A 17,539-nucleotide genomic window follows, 5' to 3' on the forward strand; every position below is an offset into this window, starting at 1 on the left:
GGCACCGGAATGACCAACTACGACGAGATCGACTTCTCGCCCATCCAGTCCCTCACCGACGACGAAGTGATCACGCACTCCCCCGTGCGCGACATCCGCCTCGCCTCCGGCAAGGTGCTCGCACTGATCACCCTCGACAACGGCCGCGACCACAAGCGCCCGAACACGCTCGGCCCGGCCACGATGACCGAGCTCGGTCAGACCCTGGCAGGTCTTGCGGCCCGCGCCGCGGCAGGCGAGATCCAGGCCGTGGGCATCACCGGCAAGCAGTACATCATGGCCGCCGGAGCCGACCTCAGCGACATCTCCCGGGTCGGGTCGAAGGCGAACGCGCGCCTGGTCGCCCAGCTCGGGCACAAGGTGCTCGGGTCGCTGTCGGAGCTCGGCGTTCCCACGTTCGCGTTCGTCAACGGCCTGGCCTTGGGCGGCGGGCTGGAGATCGCGCTGAACTCGACGTATCGGACGGTGGATGCCTCGGCCGCAGCGATCGCGCTGCCCGAGGTGTTCCTGGGCATCATCCCCGGTTGGGGCGGCGCCTACCTGCTGCCGAACCTCATCGGCATCGAGAATGCGCTCGAGGTCGTCATCTCCAACCCGCTCAAGCAGAACCGCATGCTCAAGCCGCAGCAGGCGTACGAGTACGGCGTCTTCGACGCGATCTTCGGCTCTGCGAACTACCTCGAGGACTCGCTGAAGTGGGCCGACGGGGTGCTCGGCGGCACGATCAAGGTCGAGCGCAAGAGCGTGCCGGGCAAGATCGAGCGCACGGTGAAGTGGCCCGTCGCCATCAAGATGGCCCGCGGAATGCTCGAGAGCCGGATCGGAAGGGTCCCCCGCTCCCCCTACGTCGCACTCGAACTGCTCGAGAAGGCGCGCAGCGGGACGAAGGCAGAGGGATTCGCCCGCGAGGACGAGGCGCTGGCCGACCTCGTCACCGGTGACCAGTTCGCGGCATCCATGTACGCCTTCGACCTGGTGCAGAAGCGCGCGAAGCGCCCGGTCGGCGCCCCCGACAAGGCCCTCGCCCGCACCGTGACGAAGGTGGGCGTGATCGGCGCCGGCCTCATGGCCAGCCAGTTCGCGCTGCTGTTCGTGCGCAAGCTGCAGGTGCCGGTGCTGATCACCGACCTCGACCAGGCGCGCGTCGACAAGGGACTGGACTACATCCGCGACGAGATCGGCAAGCTCGAGGCCAAGGGCCGCCTCGACGGTGACACGGCGAACAAGCTGCGTGGGCTCATCCACGGCACGACCGACAAGAGCGAATACGCCGATTGCGACTTCGTGATCGAGGCCGTCTTCGAAGAGGTCGGCGTCAAGCAGCAGGTGTTCGAGGAGATCGAGCAGATCATCGCCGAAGACGCGATCCTGGCCACCAACACGTCGTCGCTGTCAGTCGCCGAGATCGGGTCGAAGCTGGCGCACCCGGAGCGGCTCGTCGGCTTCCACTTCTTCAACCCGGTGGCGGTCATGCCGCTGATCGAGATCGTGAAGACGTCGCAGACGTCGGATGCGGCCCTCTCGACCGCGTTCGTGGTCGCGCGCGGGCTCGGCAAGAACGCGGTGCTCACCGCCGATGCGCCGGGCTTCGTCGTGAACCGTCTGCTGGCGAAGGTCATGGGCGAGGCCGCGCGCGCCGTCTACGAGGGCACGCCCGTGGAGCGCGTCGAGAAGGCGTTCGCACCGCTCGGCCTGCCGATGGGCCCGTTCCAGCTGATCGACCTCGTCGGCTGGAAGGTCGCCGCCCACGTGCAGGACACGATGGCGCAGGCGTTCCCGGAGCGCTTCTACGCGAACGAGAACTTCCACGCGCTGGCCGAACTGCCCGAGATCGTCGAGAAGGACAAGGGCGGCCGCGTGACCGGATGGACCAAGGCGGCCGAGAAGGTGCTCAAGCCCGCCGTGGGCTCCAGCCCGGTCGAAGACGCGACGATCCTGCGTCGGGTGCAGGACGGACTGGCCGAAGAGATCCATCTGATGCTCGCCGAGGGCGTCGTGCCCGAAGTCGAAGACATCGACCTGTGCCTGATCCTGGGCGCGGGCTGGCCGTTCATCGACGGAGGAGCGTCCCCGTACCTGGACCGCGAGGGCGCGTCCGAGCGCGTGTTCGGCGACACGTTCCACCACCCGGTCATCCGCGGCATCGGCGGCTGAGCCGCTCGGGAGACGGGATGCCGCGGCCGCCCGCGAGCGGTCAGGTCAGTACAACTCGTCTTCGGACGGTGCGTCGGCGCGCCCGTGCGCGTCGCCCCGGGCCAGGACCAGGGCGGCCACGGCGAAGACGATCATGATCACTCCGAGCGGATTGGCGAAGCCGATGGCGATGCCGCGCCCCGGTTCGCTTGCACCGGTGGCGATGGTCTGGAGCCCACCGGGCGTCATGTCGGGGATCAGCAGGCCCAGCATCACCGCACAGCCCCACGACGCGTAGAGCGTGCCGAACGTGGCCCGGCGGTGACGGAAGCCGCGGCGCTGGGTGCGCACCACACCCTGGCCGATGAACAGATGCAGCACCACCAGCAACGGCGCCAGGGTCAGCGCATACACCGCGGTCAGGTCGCCCGCGATGCCGAACAGCGCACGTCCGAAGGCGATCCATGCGGCCAAGACGACACCGACACCGACGACGATCACGCCGCGCACCACACCGCTCTGCATGCGTCCACGCTACCGAAGCGCCCGCATGCGCCCGACCACGCGGCCCAGGAAGGTTTGCGTCGACCGGACTCGTCAGTCCGTGCGCCGTGCGGCGGCGCCTGGCGCTCTGCGCCCTCTGGAACGCGCAGGGCGCGCGGAGGGAACACGGGTACCCAACACCTGCCCGACGACGTCCTGGGCGATCCTGGCCGCTGTGAGCCCTGCATCGCGAAGGATCTCGTCCCGCGACGCATGCGCGATGAATTCGTCGGGCAGGCCGAGTTCGTCCACCGCGGTGTCGACGCCGGCCTCGCGCAGGACCTGCCGCACCCGCGTGCCGACGCCGCCGACACGGATGCCGTCTTCGATCGTGATGACCAGCCGGTGGGATGCCGCCAGCTCGACGACCGATGCCGGCACCGGGATCGCCCATCGCGGGTCGGCGACGGTCGCACCGATGCCCTGCGCGCGCAGCCGGGCGGCGACATCCATCGCCAGATGCGCCATCGGGCCGATGCCCAGGAGCAGCACATCAGGAGTGTCACCGCGGAACAGGATGTCGACGCCGTCAGAGAGCCGCTCCAGCGCCGGCAGGTCGGGGGCGACAGACCCCTTGGGATAGCGGATGACGGTCGGTGCGTCCTCGACCGCGATGGCCTCGGCGAACTCCTCGCGCAGCCGATCGGCGTCACGCGGCACGGCGATGCGCATCTGCGGGATGAGCTGCAGGATGGCCAGGTCCCAGATGCCGTGGTGGCTCGGACCGTCGGGGCCGGTGACACCGGCACGGTCCAGCACGAAGGTCACGCCGGCGCGGTGCAGTCCGACATCCATCAGCGCCTGGTCGAAGGCGCGCCCCATGAACGTCGCGTACAGCGCCACGACCGGGTGCAGGCCGCCGAACGCGAGCCCGGCGGCCGATGCGACAGCGTGCTGCTCGGCGATGCCCACGTCGTGCACGCGATCGGGAAAGCGCTGCGCGAACGGCAGCAGACCGGTGGGCCGCAGCATCGCCGCGGTCACGGCGACGATGTCGGCCCGCTCGGTGCCGGCGGCCTCGAGACTGCTGGCGAACACGTCCGTCCAGCTCTGTCCTGCGCTGGCGCCCAGCGGCTCGCCGGTGCGCGGGTCGATGCGCCCGACCGCGTGGAACTGATCGGCCTCGTCATGGATCGCCGGGTCGTAGCCACGGCCCTTCTCAGTGATCGCATGGACGATCACCGGCGCCCCGTATCTCTTCGCGAGCTGCAGGGTCTCGATGAGTGTGGGGATGTCGTGGCCGTCGACCGGGCCCAGATATTTGATGTCGAGGTTCGAATACAGCGCCTCGTTGCCGGTGAACCGCGACAGGAATCCGCGGGTGCCGCCGCGCAGGCCTCGATGCATGGCGCGCCCGACCGCGCCGAAGCGCCGGAACAGGTGCTCGGAGCGCTCATCGAGCTGGCGGTAAGTCTGTGCGGTCCGGATGCGGTTCAGGTAGCGCGCCATCCCGCCGATCGTGGGGGCATAGGAGCGCCCGTTGCCGTTGACGACGATCACGAGGTTGCGGTCGTTGTCGTCGGAGATGTTGTTCAGCGCCTCCCACGTCATCCCGCCGGTGAGGGCCCCGTCGCCCACGACGGCCACGACGTGACGATCACGCCGGCCGGTGCGGGCGAAGGCGCGTGAGATGCCGTCGGCCCAGCTGAGCGAACTCGACGCATGCGATGACTCGACCACGTCGTGCAGGCTCTCGGAGCGCTGCGGGTACCCGGCAAGGCCTCCCCGTGAGCGCAGCGCGCTGAAATCCTGCCGCCCGGTGAGCAGCTTGTGCACGTAGGACTGGTGGCCCGTGTCGAACACGATCGGATCCCCCGGCGAGTCGAAGACGCGATGCAATGCGATCGTCAATTCCACGACGCCCAGATTCGGTCCGAGATGGCCACCGGTGCGAGCGACGTTCTCGATGAGGAACGTCCGGATCTCCGCGGCCAGCGCATCGAGTTCGGTCAGGCTCAACGCGTCCAGGTCACGCGGCCCGGAGATCTGCGGCAGGATCGCCATCGGTCTCCTTCCCGCCTCGCCGTCCGGCAATGCGCGCACCAGTCTAACTCCCGGCTGTTCGCCCGATGCCTGCACGCACGGCGGCCTCAGGATGCCGCACGGGGGCCCACCCGTCTCCGCCGATCAGGTGGGTGAGACGGTGGTGGGGCCGGCTCTGCGCGAGAACCGGCCCCACCGGCCCGACCGTGGTCGGGCGCTTCGTGCAGCTCAGACGAGCGAGCGAAGCACGTACTGCAGGATTCCGCCGTTGCGGTAGTAGTCGGCTTCTCCGGGCGTGTCGATGCGCACGACGGCGTCGAACTCGACCGGCGCGGCGTCCTTCGCCGAGGCGTCGGTGGGCGTGGCCACCACGTGCACCGTCTTGGGCGTCGTGCCGGCGTTGAGCTGCTCGATGCCGGTGATCGCGAACGACTCGGTGCCGTCCAGGCCGAGCGAGTCGGCCGACTCGCCTGCGGGGAACTGCAGCGGGATGACACCCATGCCGATCAGGTTCGAACGGTGGATTCGCTCGAAGCTCTCGGCGATGACCGCCTGCACGCCCAGCAGGGTGGTGCCCTTGGCCGCCCAGTCGCGCGACGAGCCGGAACCGTACTCCTTGCCGGCCAGGACGACCAGCGGGAGCCCGGCCGACTGGTAGTTCTGCGACGCGTCGTAGATGAACGCCTGCGGGCCGCCCTCCTGGGTGAAGTCGCGGGTGAACCCGCCTTCGACATCGGTCAGCAGCTGATTGCGCAGCCGGATGTTCGCGAACGTGCCGCGGATCATCACCTCGTGGTTGCCGCGGCGCGAGCCGTACGAGTTGAAGTCCTTGCGGTCCACTCCGTGCTCGGTCAGGTAGCGACCTGCCGGGCTGTCGGCCTTGATCGATCCGGCCGGCGAGATGTGGTCGGTGGTCACCGAGTCGCCGAGCTTGGCCAGCACGCGGGCACCGGTGATGTCGGTGACCGGCTGGGGCTCGGCGGTCATGCCCTCGAAGTACGGGGGCTTGCGCACGTAGGTCGACGAATCCGCCCACTCGAAGGTCGCGCCCACTGGGGTCGGCAGCGAACGCCAGCGGTCGTCTCCGTCGAACACCGACGCGTACTCGCGGGTGAACATCTCGGTATCGATGGAGGACCCGATGGTCGCCTCCACCTCGTCGGCGGCGGGCCAGATGTCCTTGAGGAAGACATCTTTGCCGTCGATGTCGGTGCCCAGCGCGTCGGCCTCGAAGTCGAAGTTCATCGTGCCGGCCAGGGCGTAGGCGATCACCAGCGGCGGCGAGGCGAGGTAGTTCATCTTCACGTCCGGGTTGATCCGGCCCTCGAAGTTGCGGTTGCCGCTGAGCACCGCGGTCACTGCCAGGTCGCTCTCGTTGACGGCGGCCGAGATCTCTTCGATCAGCGGGCCGGAGTTGCCGATGCAGGTGGTGCAGCCGTAGCCGACGGTGTAGAAGCCGAGCTTCTCGAGGTCGTCGGTGAGCCCCGACTTGTCGTAGTACTCGGTGACGACCTTCGAGCCCGGGGCCAGCGTGGTCTTCACCCACGGCTTGACCTTCAGGCCCTTGTTCGCCGCGTTGCGGGCCAGCAGGCCCGCCGCGAGCATCACCGACGGGTTGGAGGTGTTGGTGCACGACGTGATGGCGGCGATGGTGACCGCGCCGTGGTCGATCGTGAACTTCTCACCGTCGGCCAGTTCGACCGGCGTCGGGTGGGATGCGGTGGCCGGCGCGTGCGAGTGGTGGTGATGGTGGTGCTGGCTGTGCGCGTCCTCGGGCGTGTTCGAGGGCGGATCCGACGCCGGGAACGACTCGGAGACCTCGAGGTCGACCAGGTCGTGCTCGGCATCGGCGTAGTTGAGCAGGTCCTTCTCGAAGCGCTGCTTCGATTCGGACAGCAGGATGCGGTCCTGCGGGCGCTTGGGGCCGGCGATGGACGGGACCACCGTGGACAGATCCAGCTCGAGGTACTCGCTGAACGCGGGCTCGGTGTCGGGATCGTGCCACAGGTGCTGCTCGTGAGCGTAGGCGCGCACCAGCTCGACCTGCTCTTCGCTGCGACCGGTCAGGCGCAGGTAGTCCAGGGTGACGTCGTCGATCGGGAAGATCGCCGCGGTCGAACCGAACTCGGGGCTCATGTTGCCGATCGTGGCGCGGTTGGCCAGTGGCACCGAGGCGACACCCGCGCCGTAGAACTCGACGAACTTGCCGACCACGCCGTGCCGGCGCAGCATGTCGGTGATGTTCAGCACCACGTCGGTGGCGGTGACGCCTGCGGGGATCTCGCCCGACAGCTTGAAGCCGACCACGCGCGGGATCAGCATCGACACCGGCTGGCCGAGCATGGCCGCCTCTGCCTCGATGCCGCCGACGCCCCAGCCCAGCACGCCCAGGCCGTTGACCATGGTCGTGTGCGAGTCGGTGCCCACGAGCGTGTCGGGGTATGCGCGCAGCACACCGTCCACCTCGCGCGTGAACGTGACGCGAGCGAGATACTCGATGTTCACCTGGTGCACGATGCCGGTCCCCGGCGGGACGACCTTGAAGTCGTCGAAGGCGGTCTGTCCCCAGCGCAGGAACTGGTAGCGCTCACCGTTGCGCTGGTATTCGATCTCGACGTTGCGCTCGAACGAGTCCGGCGTGCCGAACAGGTCGGCGATGACCGAGTGGTCGATGACCATCTCTGCCGGCGAGAGCGGGTTGATCTTCGTGGCGTCGCCACCGAGGTCCACCATCGCCTCGCGCATCGTGGCGAGGTCGACGATGCACGGCACGCCGGTGAAGTCCTGCATGAGCACGCGCGCCGGGGTGAACTGGATCTCGGTGTCGGGCTCGGCGTTCGGATCCCACGACCCCAGCGCCTCGATCTGCGTCTTCGTGACGTTCGCGCCGTCTTCGGTGCGCAGCTGATTCTCCAGCAGCACCTTCAGGCTGAACGGCAGCTTCTCGAAGCCGGGCACCGCATCCACGCGGTAGATCTCATAGTCGGTACTGCCGACTGTCAGGGTGCTCTTCGCACCGAAGCTGTCAACCGTGGACACGTCTCGTCTCCTTCGTCGGCGGCGGAAGGCGGGCGGCACCCGCGCCTCCATCATTCTCCGCGCGTCGGGCCGCGGCCAGCAAGGCTGGCCTCACCCGCCGCGGCACACAATTTATCTTGATGTCAAGATAAATGTATCATCCGTCGGCCGGCATCGAAGAACCCTCGCGGTCCGTGTCGCGCTTCGGATACAGGGCTCGCACGGCGAGCCAGGTCACTGCGACCATCGGCGCGAACAGCGGCAGTCCCATGATGAGTTTGAGGGTGCCCAGCGCCGTCACCTGGCCGGTCAGGAACAGCGGAAGCTCGACGGCCAGACGTGCTGCGAACAGACCTGCCCACGCGATCGTGAGCCAGAAGAACGCCCGCCGCTTGCGCTTGCCCCCGCGCCACGCAGTCCCCTCGTTCATGAGCCAGCCCACGGCCAGTCCGATCAGCGGCCAGCCGACCAGCGCCGAGATCAGAAGCACGCTGCCGTACACGCCGTTGGTCACCAGGCCGGGGATGAAATTGTCGGCGGCGCGTCCTGTCCACAGCGCCAGCGCGGCCGCCGCTCCCGTCGCGATGAGACCCCCGATGGCCGCCGCCGCCGTGGAACGGGCGATCAGGCGCACGATCGTGAACACCGCCGCGAGCCCGACGGACAGCCCGACGGCAAGCCACAGGTTGCCGTTTTGCGTTCGCGGGTCGGCAGTGACCGTCCAGACGATGACGAACACGAGGGTGGGGAGGACGGATTCGAGGATGCCGCGCCATCCGCCCATCGCGTGCCAGACGACGTGCCCGGTGCTGTTCGCCTTCGAGGGGTCCAGCCCCGCACGCCGCGCGGCGGTGCCCAGGGCTGCGCCGAGGATGTCGGAGGCGGCGGGCGGGTCCGTGCGGTCGGCGGCCGCCGTGTCGGCGCCCGCAACCGGTTCTGCGCGGGCCGCGGGTTCGGCATCGGCTGCCGACGCGTCGGGCGCAGGCTCCTGCCGGTCCGGGTGCTCCGATCCGCGGGGATCGCTCACGCCACGCCCGGCGTCGAGGGCATCTTCAGCGGGATCAGATCGCGAGGCGGCATCGGCGAGCTGCCGCGCACCACCACGATCGAGCGGAACAGGTCTTCGACCTGAGCCGCGGCATCCACGTTCTCCGTCGCCGCTCCCCCGATGACTCCGCGCAGGAACCACCGCGGTCCGTCGACGCCGACGAAACGGGCCAGCCGCTGTCCCGGAGCGCCGTCGGCTCCGACCACCGGCACCTCGGCGAGAAGCTCGGGACCCAGCGGGCCCTCACGCTCCTCGACGCGCCCGCCCTGCTGGCGCACCTGCTGGCGGATCTGCTCGCGCGTCTCGTCCCACAGGCCCGCCGTGCGGGGGGCGGCGAAGGGCTGCACCTGCAGCGTCGAGCCCGCGTAGTCCAGCCCCACGGCGACGATCCGCTGCGACTGCTCTTCCACCTCGAGGCGAAGGTTGAGACCCTCGCGCGGGAGGATCTTGATGCCGCCCAGGTCGATGTAGGGGCGCACCGGGTTGGCTTCGCTGTCGTCGAAGGGACCGGCCGTCTCGCGATCGCCGGGCGCGGACTTGCCCGCCTGAGGCGTGGCGTCTGTCATGAGTGTTCCTTCATCTCGTTCTGATAGCCGGTGGAGCCGAATCCACCCTCGCCGCGCGCGCTGTCGGGCAGCGCGTCGACGGGGATGAACCGCGCACGAGCGACGGGCATCACGATCAGCTGCGCGATGCGGTCGCCGACGGCGATGTCGTACGGCTCAGTCGGGTCCGTGTTCAAGAGGGTGACCTTCAGCTCGCCCCGGTAGCCGGCGTCCACCGTGCCGGGGCTGTTGACGATCGTGATGCCGTGCTTGGTGGCCAGGCCGCTGCGCGGGACCACGAAAGCCACATGGCCGTCGGGCAGTGCGATGCGCACGCCGGTGCCCACGAGGGCACGCTGACCGGGCTCGAGCCGCAGCGCTTCGGTGGAGGTCAGATCCGCCCCGGCGTCACCGGGGTGCGCATAGGCGGGAAGCCCGGGGGCGATAATGGGGACGTCCACGGTTTCGGTCACTCCACGAGGGTAATGCAGAAGACATCACGCGGCACCACGCCCGCCACAGCCCGCACTTACCACGAGCGGCTCACGCCGTCGCTGTGGACGATCGGGGCGGCGGCGGTCGTCGCGCCCATGGTCGCGCTGGTGCTCGCCCCCTTCGACCGCGCCCTCGGCCTGCCCATCGGCATCGCCGTGGCCGTCGGGCTGGTCGCCCTGCTGATCGCAACCTCGCCCCAGGTCGAGGTCGCCGGCGGCGAGTTGCGGGCCGGACGCGCCCACATCCCGGTGGGACTGCTCGGCTCCGCCGAGATCATGGTCGGCGAACAGGCACGCCAAGGCCGTGGCCCAGGGCTGCGCCGCGACGCGTGGCATCTGATCCGCGGCGGCGTCGACGGCTTGGTGCGGATCACCGTCACCGACCCCGACGACCCCACGCCGGAGTGGGTCATCTCGTCGCGCACGCCCGACCGACTGGCCGCCGCCATCCGGCGCGCTCAGCTGCGCAGCTGAGGCACGCCGTCGCCGTGCGCAACTGAGGCACGCCGTCGCTGTGGCGACGGCGTGCTGTGGTCGCGGAGCGCGACCGTGCTGCGGTGAGTGAACGGCGATCAGGCCGCGCACTCGGTGCAGATGGGTCCTGCTGCGCTCTCATGGTCCAGCTGCGAGCGGTGCTTCACAAGGAAGCAGCTCACACAGGTGAACTCGTCGAGCTGCGGAGGCAGCACGACGACGTCGAGCTCGAGGTCTGACAGGTCTGCGCCCGGCAGTTCGAAGCCCGAGGGGTTGTCGGCGTCCTCAGCGTCGACCGACCCCGAAAGCTTGTCCGGAACGCGCTCCTTGAGGGCCTCGATCGACTCGCTGTCGTCCTCGGTCTTGCGGGGTGCGTCGTAATCGGTGGCCATTCCTGAAGGTCTCTACTTTCCCAGATGTGTGGTGTCTGCCCTAACGAGCGGCGATAGTCTGCATGACGCCGGGGTTTTTCGCAAATGCACGTTCCGCCGACGTGCCCTCCGCCGCTTCAGTCCTGCGGTGAAACGGGCGGCACGCCCGCGATATTCCCGCTCTCAGCGGTCTCGCATGCGAACATGGGCGCACACCCGCAGACGGAAAGGCGCGGTTCGCATGGAACAGCTCAGAGTCATCGGATCGGAAGACGAAGCCCTCGTCCTGGCGACCGAATCCGGGCAGCGCTTCACCCTGGCCGTCGATGCTGTGCTGCGCGCGGAGTTGAAGCGCTCGCACCGTGCCGACGACGCCGCAAACCGGGGTCCCCGGCCGAGCCCGCGCGACATCCAGGCCCGCGTGCGAGCGGGCCTGTCGTCCGAAGATGTCGCCGAGGCCCTGCAGATCACCGTCGACGACGTCGAGCGCTACGCGGCGCCCGTACTTGCAGAACGCGAGCACATGGTCGGCCAGGCGCTGTCGGTCCCGGTGCTCGTGGCCGGCGACCTCGACGGATCGCCGACGTTCGGCGACGCCGTCCGCGCGAAGCTGCACGATGCCGGTGCCGTCGGCGAGCGGTGGACCAGCTGGAAAGAGCCCGGTGGATGGATGCTCAAGCTCGAGTTCACGGCATCCGACGTCGCGCACGACGCGCGGTGGGGGTTCGACCCTCGCCGCAGCACACTGTCGCCGAAGAACGCCGACGCGACCCAGCTGTCCCGCCAGGGGCCGCTGCCGGACGGTCTGATCCCGCGCCTGCGCGCGCTGGACACACCAGCACCCGAAGAGACACCCCTCGACCTCGACGACGGCATCGAGTTCGGTCCGCGGCGCCTGCTGGCCGCCGCCCACGACGCTGCGACCGCACCGGCCTCGACGACGCCGACCTCCGCTGCGGTGCAGAGGGCGGCGATCAAGCGCGCTCCCGAGCAGTCGCAGACCTCCAGCGAGACGGCGGACCTGCTCGAGGCGCTGCGCCGACGTCGTGGCCAGCGCAGCCCGCTGCCCACCGAGCAGGATGAGCTCACGGCACCCGTGTCTTCGCCGGTCGCGCTCTTCGATGCACTCGAGCCCGAGCCCGGACCCGAGGACGCCGATGCGCCCGAGCACGCCGCGACGCAGGACCGACGCGCGGCCGCCCCGACGGACGGCAAGCGCAAGGGCCGGCCCTCGATGCCGTCCTGGGACGAGATCGTCTTCGGCGCGCGCAGCGACGACAGCTGATCGCGGGCAGGTGCCGCCCGGCTCCCTGCCGCGCGCCCGCGATCAGGCGAAGGCACCGAGCCGGATGAGGGGTACCTGGCGCTCCTGGTCGGTCAACGACCCGTGCTGACCGATCATTTTCTGCGGAGCCTTGTCGTCGAGCCGATCGTCGTAGTAAGCCACGCCGCCGCGCGCGGCCACCAGCACATCGCCGATGCGCGGGAGGACCGCATCGTCCACAGGGCCGAACAGCCCTCCGGCGACGGCTTCTTCACGCGAGAGCACCCACGAACGCCCCGACTCGGCCGAACGCCATGCGTCCAGCACGTGCGCGGCCTCACCCTCCTCGGCGTACAGCTGGAGCATGCGCGGCTCGCCGGCGATGTGGCGCACACCGTCGACGAGGCCGTCGCCGTCGCTCAGCAGCAGCTGGCGGTGCCGGGGCACGTCCACCATGCCGTGGTCGGCCGTCACGATCGCCCCGACCCCCGGAGCGAGTGAGGCGGCAAGCTCGCGGGCCGCGGCATCCACCCCCTCCAGTGCCGCCGTCCACTCCTCGGACTCCCAGCCGTACTTGTGCCCCGCCGCATCGAGATCGGGCGCGTACACGTACACCAGGGCTCCAGGATGCCGCGCCGCGAGGTCTGCGGCGATGAGAACGCGCTCGCCCACCGTCGCGGCCGTGTGCATCTGCGCGCCGCGCAGAGTCGCCTCGGTCAAGCCGGAGTGCGCGAACTTCGGCAGCGACACCACGAAGCAGGGGCGGCCGGCAGCGGCCTCACGAGCCATGATCGGCTGGGCGCGCTGCCACGTGAGCGGATCGATCTTGCCCTGCTCCCAGCCCTTGAGCTGGTTGGCGACCACATCGGTGCCGGGCACCCGCACGCGATACCCGACGATGCCGTGTTCGCCCACCGGCGCACCGGTGAGCAAGCTGGTCAGTGCCGCGGCCGTCGTGGAGGGGAACACCGTGCGCGCGACGTCGCGCTTGCCGCGCGCGGCGCTCAGGAACCGTGCGTGGCCCGAGCGGGCGGAGAGATTCTGGGCGCCCAGCCCGTCGACGACGAACACGATCGCGCTGCGCGCGGGGGCGAACCACTCCGATGCGCCGTCCAATGCAGCCAGCAGGTGCGGCACCACATCGGTGAGGCTCCGGGCCCGCGGTGGGTCGGCCGGTAGGCTGAGGGTCATCGGGGCCAGTCTCGCACATCCTGACCGTGCTGCCCCATCGACCTGAAATCCGGAGACGCATGCCTGCCAAGCCCCCCACTGCCTCGACCCCGACCGAGGAGCGCATCGAAGACGTCGACGTGTCGACCGAGATGCAGGGCTCTTATCTCGAATATGCGTACTCGGTGATCTACTCCCGGGCGCTGCCCGATGCCCGCGATGGCTTGAAGCCCGTGCAGCGGCGCATCCTGTACCAGATGGCCGAGATGGGGCTGCGCCCCGACCGCGGGCACGTGAAGAGCGCGCGCGTCGTCGGCGAGGTGATGGGCAAGCTCCACCCGCACGGCGACAGCGCGATCTACGACGCCCTCGTGCGCCTCGCCCAGCCGTTCACGCTGCGCGTGCCGCTCGTGGACGGGCACGGAAACTTCGGCTCGCTCGATGACGGACCGGCCGCCTCTCGATACACCGAAGCGCGCCTCGCTCCCCCCGCCCTGGCCCTGACGGAGAGCCTCGACGAAGACGTCGTGGACTTCGTGCCCAACTACGACGGCCAGTTCCAGCAGCCTGAGGTGCTGCCGGCGGCCTTCCCGAATCTTCTCGTGAACGGCGCCTCCGGCATTGCGGTGGGCATGGCCACCAATATGGCCCCGCACAACCTCATCGAGGTCAGCGCCGCTGCCGCGCATCTGCTCGAGCACCCGGATGCGACCCTGGCCGAGCTGATGGAGTTCGTGCCGGGGCCCGACCTGCCCGGCGGCGGCATCATCACCGGCGTGGAGGGCATCAAAGAGGCCTACGAGACGGGCCGCGGCGCGTTCCGCACCCGCGCGAAGGTCTCGATCGAGCCGGTCGGGCCGCGCAAGACGGGTCTGATCGTGACGGAACTGCCCTACCTGGTGGGTCCGGAGCGTGTGATCGAGAAGATCAAGGACGCCGTCACCGCCAAGAAGCTGACCGGCGTGTCGGACGTCGCCGATCTCACCGACCGCAAGCACGGGCTGCGGCTGGTGATCACCGTGAAGACGGGCTTCGATCCGGCAGCCGTGCTCGAGCACCTGTACCGGCTGACCCCCCTCGAGGACTCGTTCTCGATCAACAACGTGGCCCTCGTCGACGGCCAGCCGCAGACGCTCGGCCTGCGCGAGCTGCTGCGCGTCTACCTCGATCACCGGATCAAGGTCGTCACCCGGCGCAGCGAGTATCGGCTGGCGCGCAGGCGTGAGCGACTGCACCTCGTCGAGGGGCTGCTGATCGCCATCCTCGACATCGACGAGGTCATCCAGGTGATCCGCGGGTCCGATGACGCGGATCAGGCGCGCACGCGTCTGCGCGACGTCTTCGACCTGTCGGAGCCGCAGGCCGAGTACATCCTCGAGCTGCGCCTGCGGCGTCTGACGAAGTTCTCCCGTGTCGAGCTCGAGACCGAGCGCGACCAGTTGAACGCCCAGATCGCCGAGCTCGTCGAGCTGCTGGGCAGCGAGGTGCTGCTGCGTCAGCAGGTGGCGCGGGAGCTGGATGCCGCCGCTGAGGCGTACGGGACCCCCCGGCGCACGCTGCTGCTGGACGGCGCGCCGGCGAAGGCCCGCTCGTCGCGCCAGACCCCCGTGCTGGAGATCGCCGACACCGCGTGCCGCGTGTTCTTGTCGGCGACCGGCCGCATGGTGCGTGCCGACACCGCCGACGGCCCCGTGCTCGCCCCCTCGCGCCGCTCGAAGCACGACGCGATCCGCAGCGTGGTCGACACCACCGTGCGCGGCGACCTGGGCGCGGTCACCTCGGCCGGGCGCCTCGTGCGCTTCTCGCCGGTGGATCTGCCGGCCGTCCCCGGCAATTCGGTGCAGCTGGGCGCGGGCACCCGCGTCGACCAGTATCTGGCGCTGGCCAAGGGCGAGCACGTCGTGGCGATCGTGCCGCTTGCCGAGACGCCGCCGATCGCGCTGGGCACCGCCCACGGAGTGGTCAAGCGCGTGGCGGCCTCTGAGATCTCGAACAAGACCGAGGTCGAGATCGTCTCGCTCAAGCCCGGCGACCGGGTGATCGGTGCGGTGCCGGCGCCCGACGACGTCGAGCTGGTGTTCGTGGCCACCGACACGCAGTTGCTGCGCTTCAGCGCATCGGCGGTGCGCCCGCAGGGCCGGTCCGCCGGCGGTATGGCCGGCATCCGGCTCGGTGCCGACGCGGAGGCCCTGTTCTTCGGGGCTGTGCCGGCGGACGCCGAGGATGCCGTGGTGGTCACCGTGGCCGGCTCCACCCAGGCGCTGGCCGGCGCGGACACCGGCAGCGGAAAGGTGTCGGACTTCGCGGAGTTCCCCGCCAAGGGCCGCGGCACCGGTGGTGTGCGCGCGCAGCGCCTCTTGAAGGGGGAAGACGTCCTGACCCTCGCCTGGGTGGGCACACAGCCGCGTGCGGTCGGCCCGGACGGCGCCGTGCGCGCCCTGCCGGAGGGCGGCGCCCGCCGCGACGGCTCGGGCACGCCGCTGGACGCCGTCATCGGCGCCGTGGGCACCGCGATCGTCTGAGCGCTCCGGCGCTGACGGGACCTGCGCTGACCCGCCACGCAGCGACCCGCACACCGGCTCAGTCCGTGAGCGCACGCACTACGGCGTCGGCCAGCAGCCGCCCCTTCAACGTCAGCACGGTGCGCCCTGCCACGGCTGCGGCGCCGTCGACGAGGCCGTCGGCGATCAGGCCCGCGACGGCCGTCCGGCGGTCGCCGGGCAGCTCCGCGATCGGCATCCCCTCGGCGAGACGCGTGCGCAGCAGCACCGATTCGAGTTCACGGGCGGTCGCGCCCGGCCGTTCGCGCGCTGCGGCCGGCGACTGGCCCAGAGCGAGGCGCTGCGCATACGCCGACGGGTGCTTCACGTTCCACCAGCGCAGGCCGGAGACATGACTGTGCGCGCCCGGCCCGAATCCCCACCAGTTTGCTCCACGCCAGTAGGCGAGGTTGTGGCGTGAACGGTGCGCGGCACCGCGCGCCCAGTTCGACAGCTCGTACCAGGCGAATCCCGCGTCTGCCAGCAGTCCGTCGGCCAGTTCGTACATGTCGGCCTGCAGGTCGTCGTCGGGCGCGGGCACCTCGCCGCGGCGGATCTGCCGCGCAAGCTTCGTGCCGTCTTCGATGATCAGCGCGTACGCCGAGACGTGGTCGGGATCCAGACCCAGGGCGGTCTCGACAGAGGCGCGCCAGTCCTCCAGCGACTCCCCCGGCGCCCCATAGATCAGGTCGACGCTGACATCCAGTCCGGCCCGGCGCGCCGCATCCACCGCCGTCGCCACGTTGTCGGGGTCGTGCGTGCGATCCAGCGCAGCCAGCACGTGCGGCACGGAGGACTGCATCCCGATCGACATGCGGGTCACGCCCGCGTCCGCGAGCATATCGGCCACAGCATCCGTCACCGTGTCGGGGTTCGCCTCGACGGTGACTTCGGCACCGGGCTCCAGCCCGAACGCGTCCTTGACACCGGCGAGCATGCGGGCCAGATCACCGGCCGGCAGCAGTGTGGGAGTCCCCCCGCCGAAGAAGACGGTGGATGCCGGGCGCAGCGCGTCGGCGTCTCCCAGTACGCCGCGCGCCAGGCGCACTTCCTGCAGCAGGGTATCGGCATACTGGTCCTGCCGGGCTCCGTGCAGCTCGGTGGCGGTGTAGGTGTTGAAGTCGCAGTATCCGCAGCGCACGCGGCAGAACGGGACGTGCAGGTAGACGCTGAACGGCGTCGCCGCATTCACCGGCAGGTCGGTCGGGAGTGCGCCGTCGGCGGGTGCGGGGTCACCGACCGGAAGAGCCGAGCCCATCAGGCCGGCGTCGAGTACAACGGCGAGATCGCCCGCAGGTACCTCTGGAAAAGCGCGCGGCGGCGGCGCCTGACGAACGGCGGATACACCTTGTACAGGAACGCGCGCGGCGCATCGAACGCCCGCACCGTGAACCACACCTCGTCGTTGTCGTACCAGTCGATCATGAACGACTCTTCGCCGGTGACCACCGCGCCGCCCACGGTGCCGAGAGCGAAACCGACGCGACGAGGCTCTTCGATCGCGAAGATGACGCGGAACTCGCCGTCGGCCTTCATGCCGGCCACGCGTCCGCGCACGTGGATGGTGGTTCCCGACCCCACCCAAGGAGTGCCGTCGGCGTCGAACCGCTGGTCGGCTTCGAGCCTGCTCGGTGCCACCGGGTGCCCTTCGTCGTCGAAGCTCACGCCGGAGTACATCGGGCCCGCGGCCGGACGCACGTCGGTCACGGCAAGGCCCCCGTCGCGCTGCGCGCGCCAGGACAGCAGCGCTTCGGACGCCGTCTGAAAGCGCGCCTCGCCGCTGCCGAGACGCCACGACTCGTGTGCAGGCGTGCTGCGCTCGGGCGGATACTGCATCAGGTCGGGCGCTTGCGTCGCCCCGACCGCGGCGTAGTCCACCGTCTCGTCACGGAAGGTCCCTCGGCGCATGGGTTTCAGCCTACCCAGAACAGGCTGGGAGCGCCGTCCACGGTCTCC

General features: G+C 69.9%; 14 protein-coding genes. 4 read left to right on the top strand and 10 right to left on the bottom strand.

Annotated elements, in window-relative coordinates:
- Nucleotides 1–9: 9 nt before the first annotated feature.
- Nucleotides 10–2,154, top strand: a complete 2,145-nt coding sequence (locus QU603_RS08175) for a 3-hydroxyacyl-CoA dehydrogenase NAD-binding domain-containing protein (protein ID WP_308490902.1) — start codon at nucleotides 10–12, stop codon at nucleotides 2,152–2,154.
- Nucleotides 2,155–2,199: 45 nt separating this feature from the next.
- Here the strand turns inward: QU603_RS08175 and QU603_RS08180 are convergent, their stop codons facing one another.
- From QU603_RS08180 to dut, 6 genes are all read right to left on the bottom strand, one after another.
- Nucleotides 2,200–2,658, bottom strand: coding sequence for a hypothetical protein (locus tag QU603_RS08180; protein ID WP_308490903.1), 459 nt, complete (start codon nucleotides 2,656–2,658; stop codon nucleotides 2,200–2,202).
- Nucleotides 2,659–2,730: 72 nt separating this feature from the next.
- Nucleotides 2,731–4,680, bottom strand: coding sequence for a 1-deoxy-D-xylulose-5-phosphate synthase (gene dxs, locus QU603_RS08185; protein WP_308493980.1), 1,950 nt, complete (start codon nucleotides 4,678–4,680; stop codon nucleotides 2,731–2,733).
- A gap of 207 nt (nucleotides 4,681–4,887) precedes the next feature.
- Entirely contained in the window at nucleotides 4,888–7,698 is a 2,811-nt protein-coding gene (acnA, locus tag QU603_RS08190; RefSeq protein ID WP_308490904.1) for an aconitate hydratase AcnA, read from the bottom strand.
- A 136-nt stretch (nucleotides 7,699–7,834) separates the two neighbouring features.
- Complete coding sequence (locus QU603_RS08195) at nucleotides 7,835–8,704, bottom strand: DUF3159 domain-containing protein (protein WP_370655288.1); 870 nt, start codon at nucleotides 8,702–8,704, stop codon at nucleotides 7,835–7,837.
- The gene (locus QU603_RS08200) at nucleotides 8,701–9,291 is read right to left on the bottom strand and encodes a DUF3710 domain-containing protein (protein ID WP_308490905.1); all 591 of its coding nucleotides are present in this window, start codon (nucleotides 9,289–9,291) and stop codon (nucleotides 8,701–8,703) included. The genes QU603_RS08195 and QU603_RS08200 overlap by 4 nt, the downstream gene beginning before the upstream one ends.
- Nucleotides 9,288–9,743 carry a dUTP diphosphatase gene (gene dut, locus QU603_RS08205; RefSeq protein WP_308490906.1) on the bottom strand — a complete coding sequence of 152 codons (456 nt, stop codon included), beginning with the start codon at nucleotides 9,741–9,743 and terminating at the stop codon, nucleotides 9,288–9,290. The genes QU603_RS08200 and dut overlap by 4 nt, the downstream gene beginning before the upstream one ends.
- Before the next feature lie 12 nt (nucleotides 9,744–9,755).
- Between dut and QU603_RS08210 the strand changes: the two genes are divergently transcribed.
- Nucleotides 9,756–10,238, top strand: a complete 483-nt coding sequence (locus QU603_RS08210) for a DUF3093 domain-containing protein (RefSeq protein ID WP_308490907.1) — start codon at nucleotides 9,756–9,758, stop codon at nucleotides 10,236–10,238.
- Nucleotides 10,239–10,336: 98 nt separating this feature from the next.
- Here the strand turns inward: QU603_RS08210 and QU603_RS08215 are convergent, their stop codons facing one another.
- Nucleotides 10,337–10,630: a DUF4193 domain-containing protein gene (locus QU603_RS08215; protein WP_308490908.1), complete on the bottom strand. Its 294-nt coding sequence runs from the start codon at nucleotides 10,628–10,630 to the stop codon at nucleotides 10,337–10,339.
- Between the two features lie 220 nt (nucleotides 10,631–10,850).
- Here QU603_RS08215 and sepH point away from each other — a divergent pair, with 220 nt between their 5' ends.
- Nucleotides 10,851–11,894: a septation protein SepH gene (sepH, locus tag QU603_RS08220; RefSeq protein WP_308490909.1), complete on the top strand. Its 1,044-nt coding sequence runs from the start codon at nucleotides 10,851–10,853 to the stop codon at nucleotides 11,892–11,894.
- Nucleotides 11,895–11,936: 42 nt separating this feature from the next.
- On the opposite strand, the gene QU603_RS08225 is transcribed toward sepH, so the two are convergent.
- Nucleotides 11,937–13,064 carry an alkaline phosphatase family protein gene (locus QU603_RS08225; protein WP_308490910.1) on the bottom strand — a complete coding sequence of 376 codons (1,128 nt, stop codon included), beginning with the start codon at nucleotides 13,062–13,064 and terminating at the stop codon, nucleotides 11,937–11,939.
- Between the two features lie 59 nt (nucleotides 13,065–13,123).
- Between QU603_RS08225 and QU603_RS08230 the strand changes: the two genes are divergently transcribed.
- The gene (locus QU603_RS08230; protein ID WP_308490911.1) at nucleotides 13,124–15,565 is read left to right on the top strand and encodes a DNA gyrase/topoisomerase IV subunit A; all 2,442 of its coding nucleotides are present in this window, start codon (nucleotides 13,124–13,126) and stop codon (nucleotides 15,563–15,565) included.
- 58 nt (nucleotides 15,566–15,623) lie between these two features.
- Here the strand turns inward: QU603_RS08230 and hemW are convergent, their stop codons facing one another.
- Both hemW and QU603_RS08240 read right to left on the bottom strand, forming a co-directional pair.
- A complete protein-coding gene (hemW, locus tag QU603_RS08235) occupies nucleotides 15,624–16,841 on the bottom strand; it encodes a radical SAM family heme chaperone HemW (protein ID WP_308490912.1) in 1,218 nt (405 codons plus the stop codon).
- A complete protein-coding gene (locus tag QU603_RS08240) occupies nucleotides 16,841–17,491 on the bottom strand; it encodes a DUF1990 domain-containing protein (RefSeq protein WP_308490913.1) in 651 nt (216 codons plus the stop codon). Before QU603_RS08240 ends, hemW begins: the two co-directional genes overlap by 1 nt.
- Nucleotides 17,492–17,539: the final 48 nt, after the last annotated feature.

Origin of the sequence: Microbacterium terrisoli (assembly GCF_030866805.1) — a bacterium.
Lineage (GTDB): Bacteria > Actinomycetota > Actinomycetes > Actinomycetales > Microbacteriaceae > Microbacterium > Microbacterium terrisoli.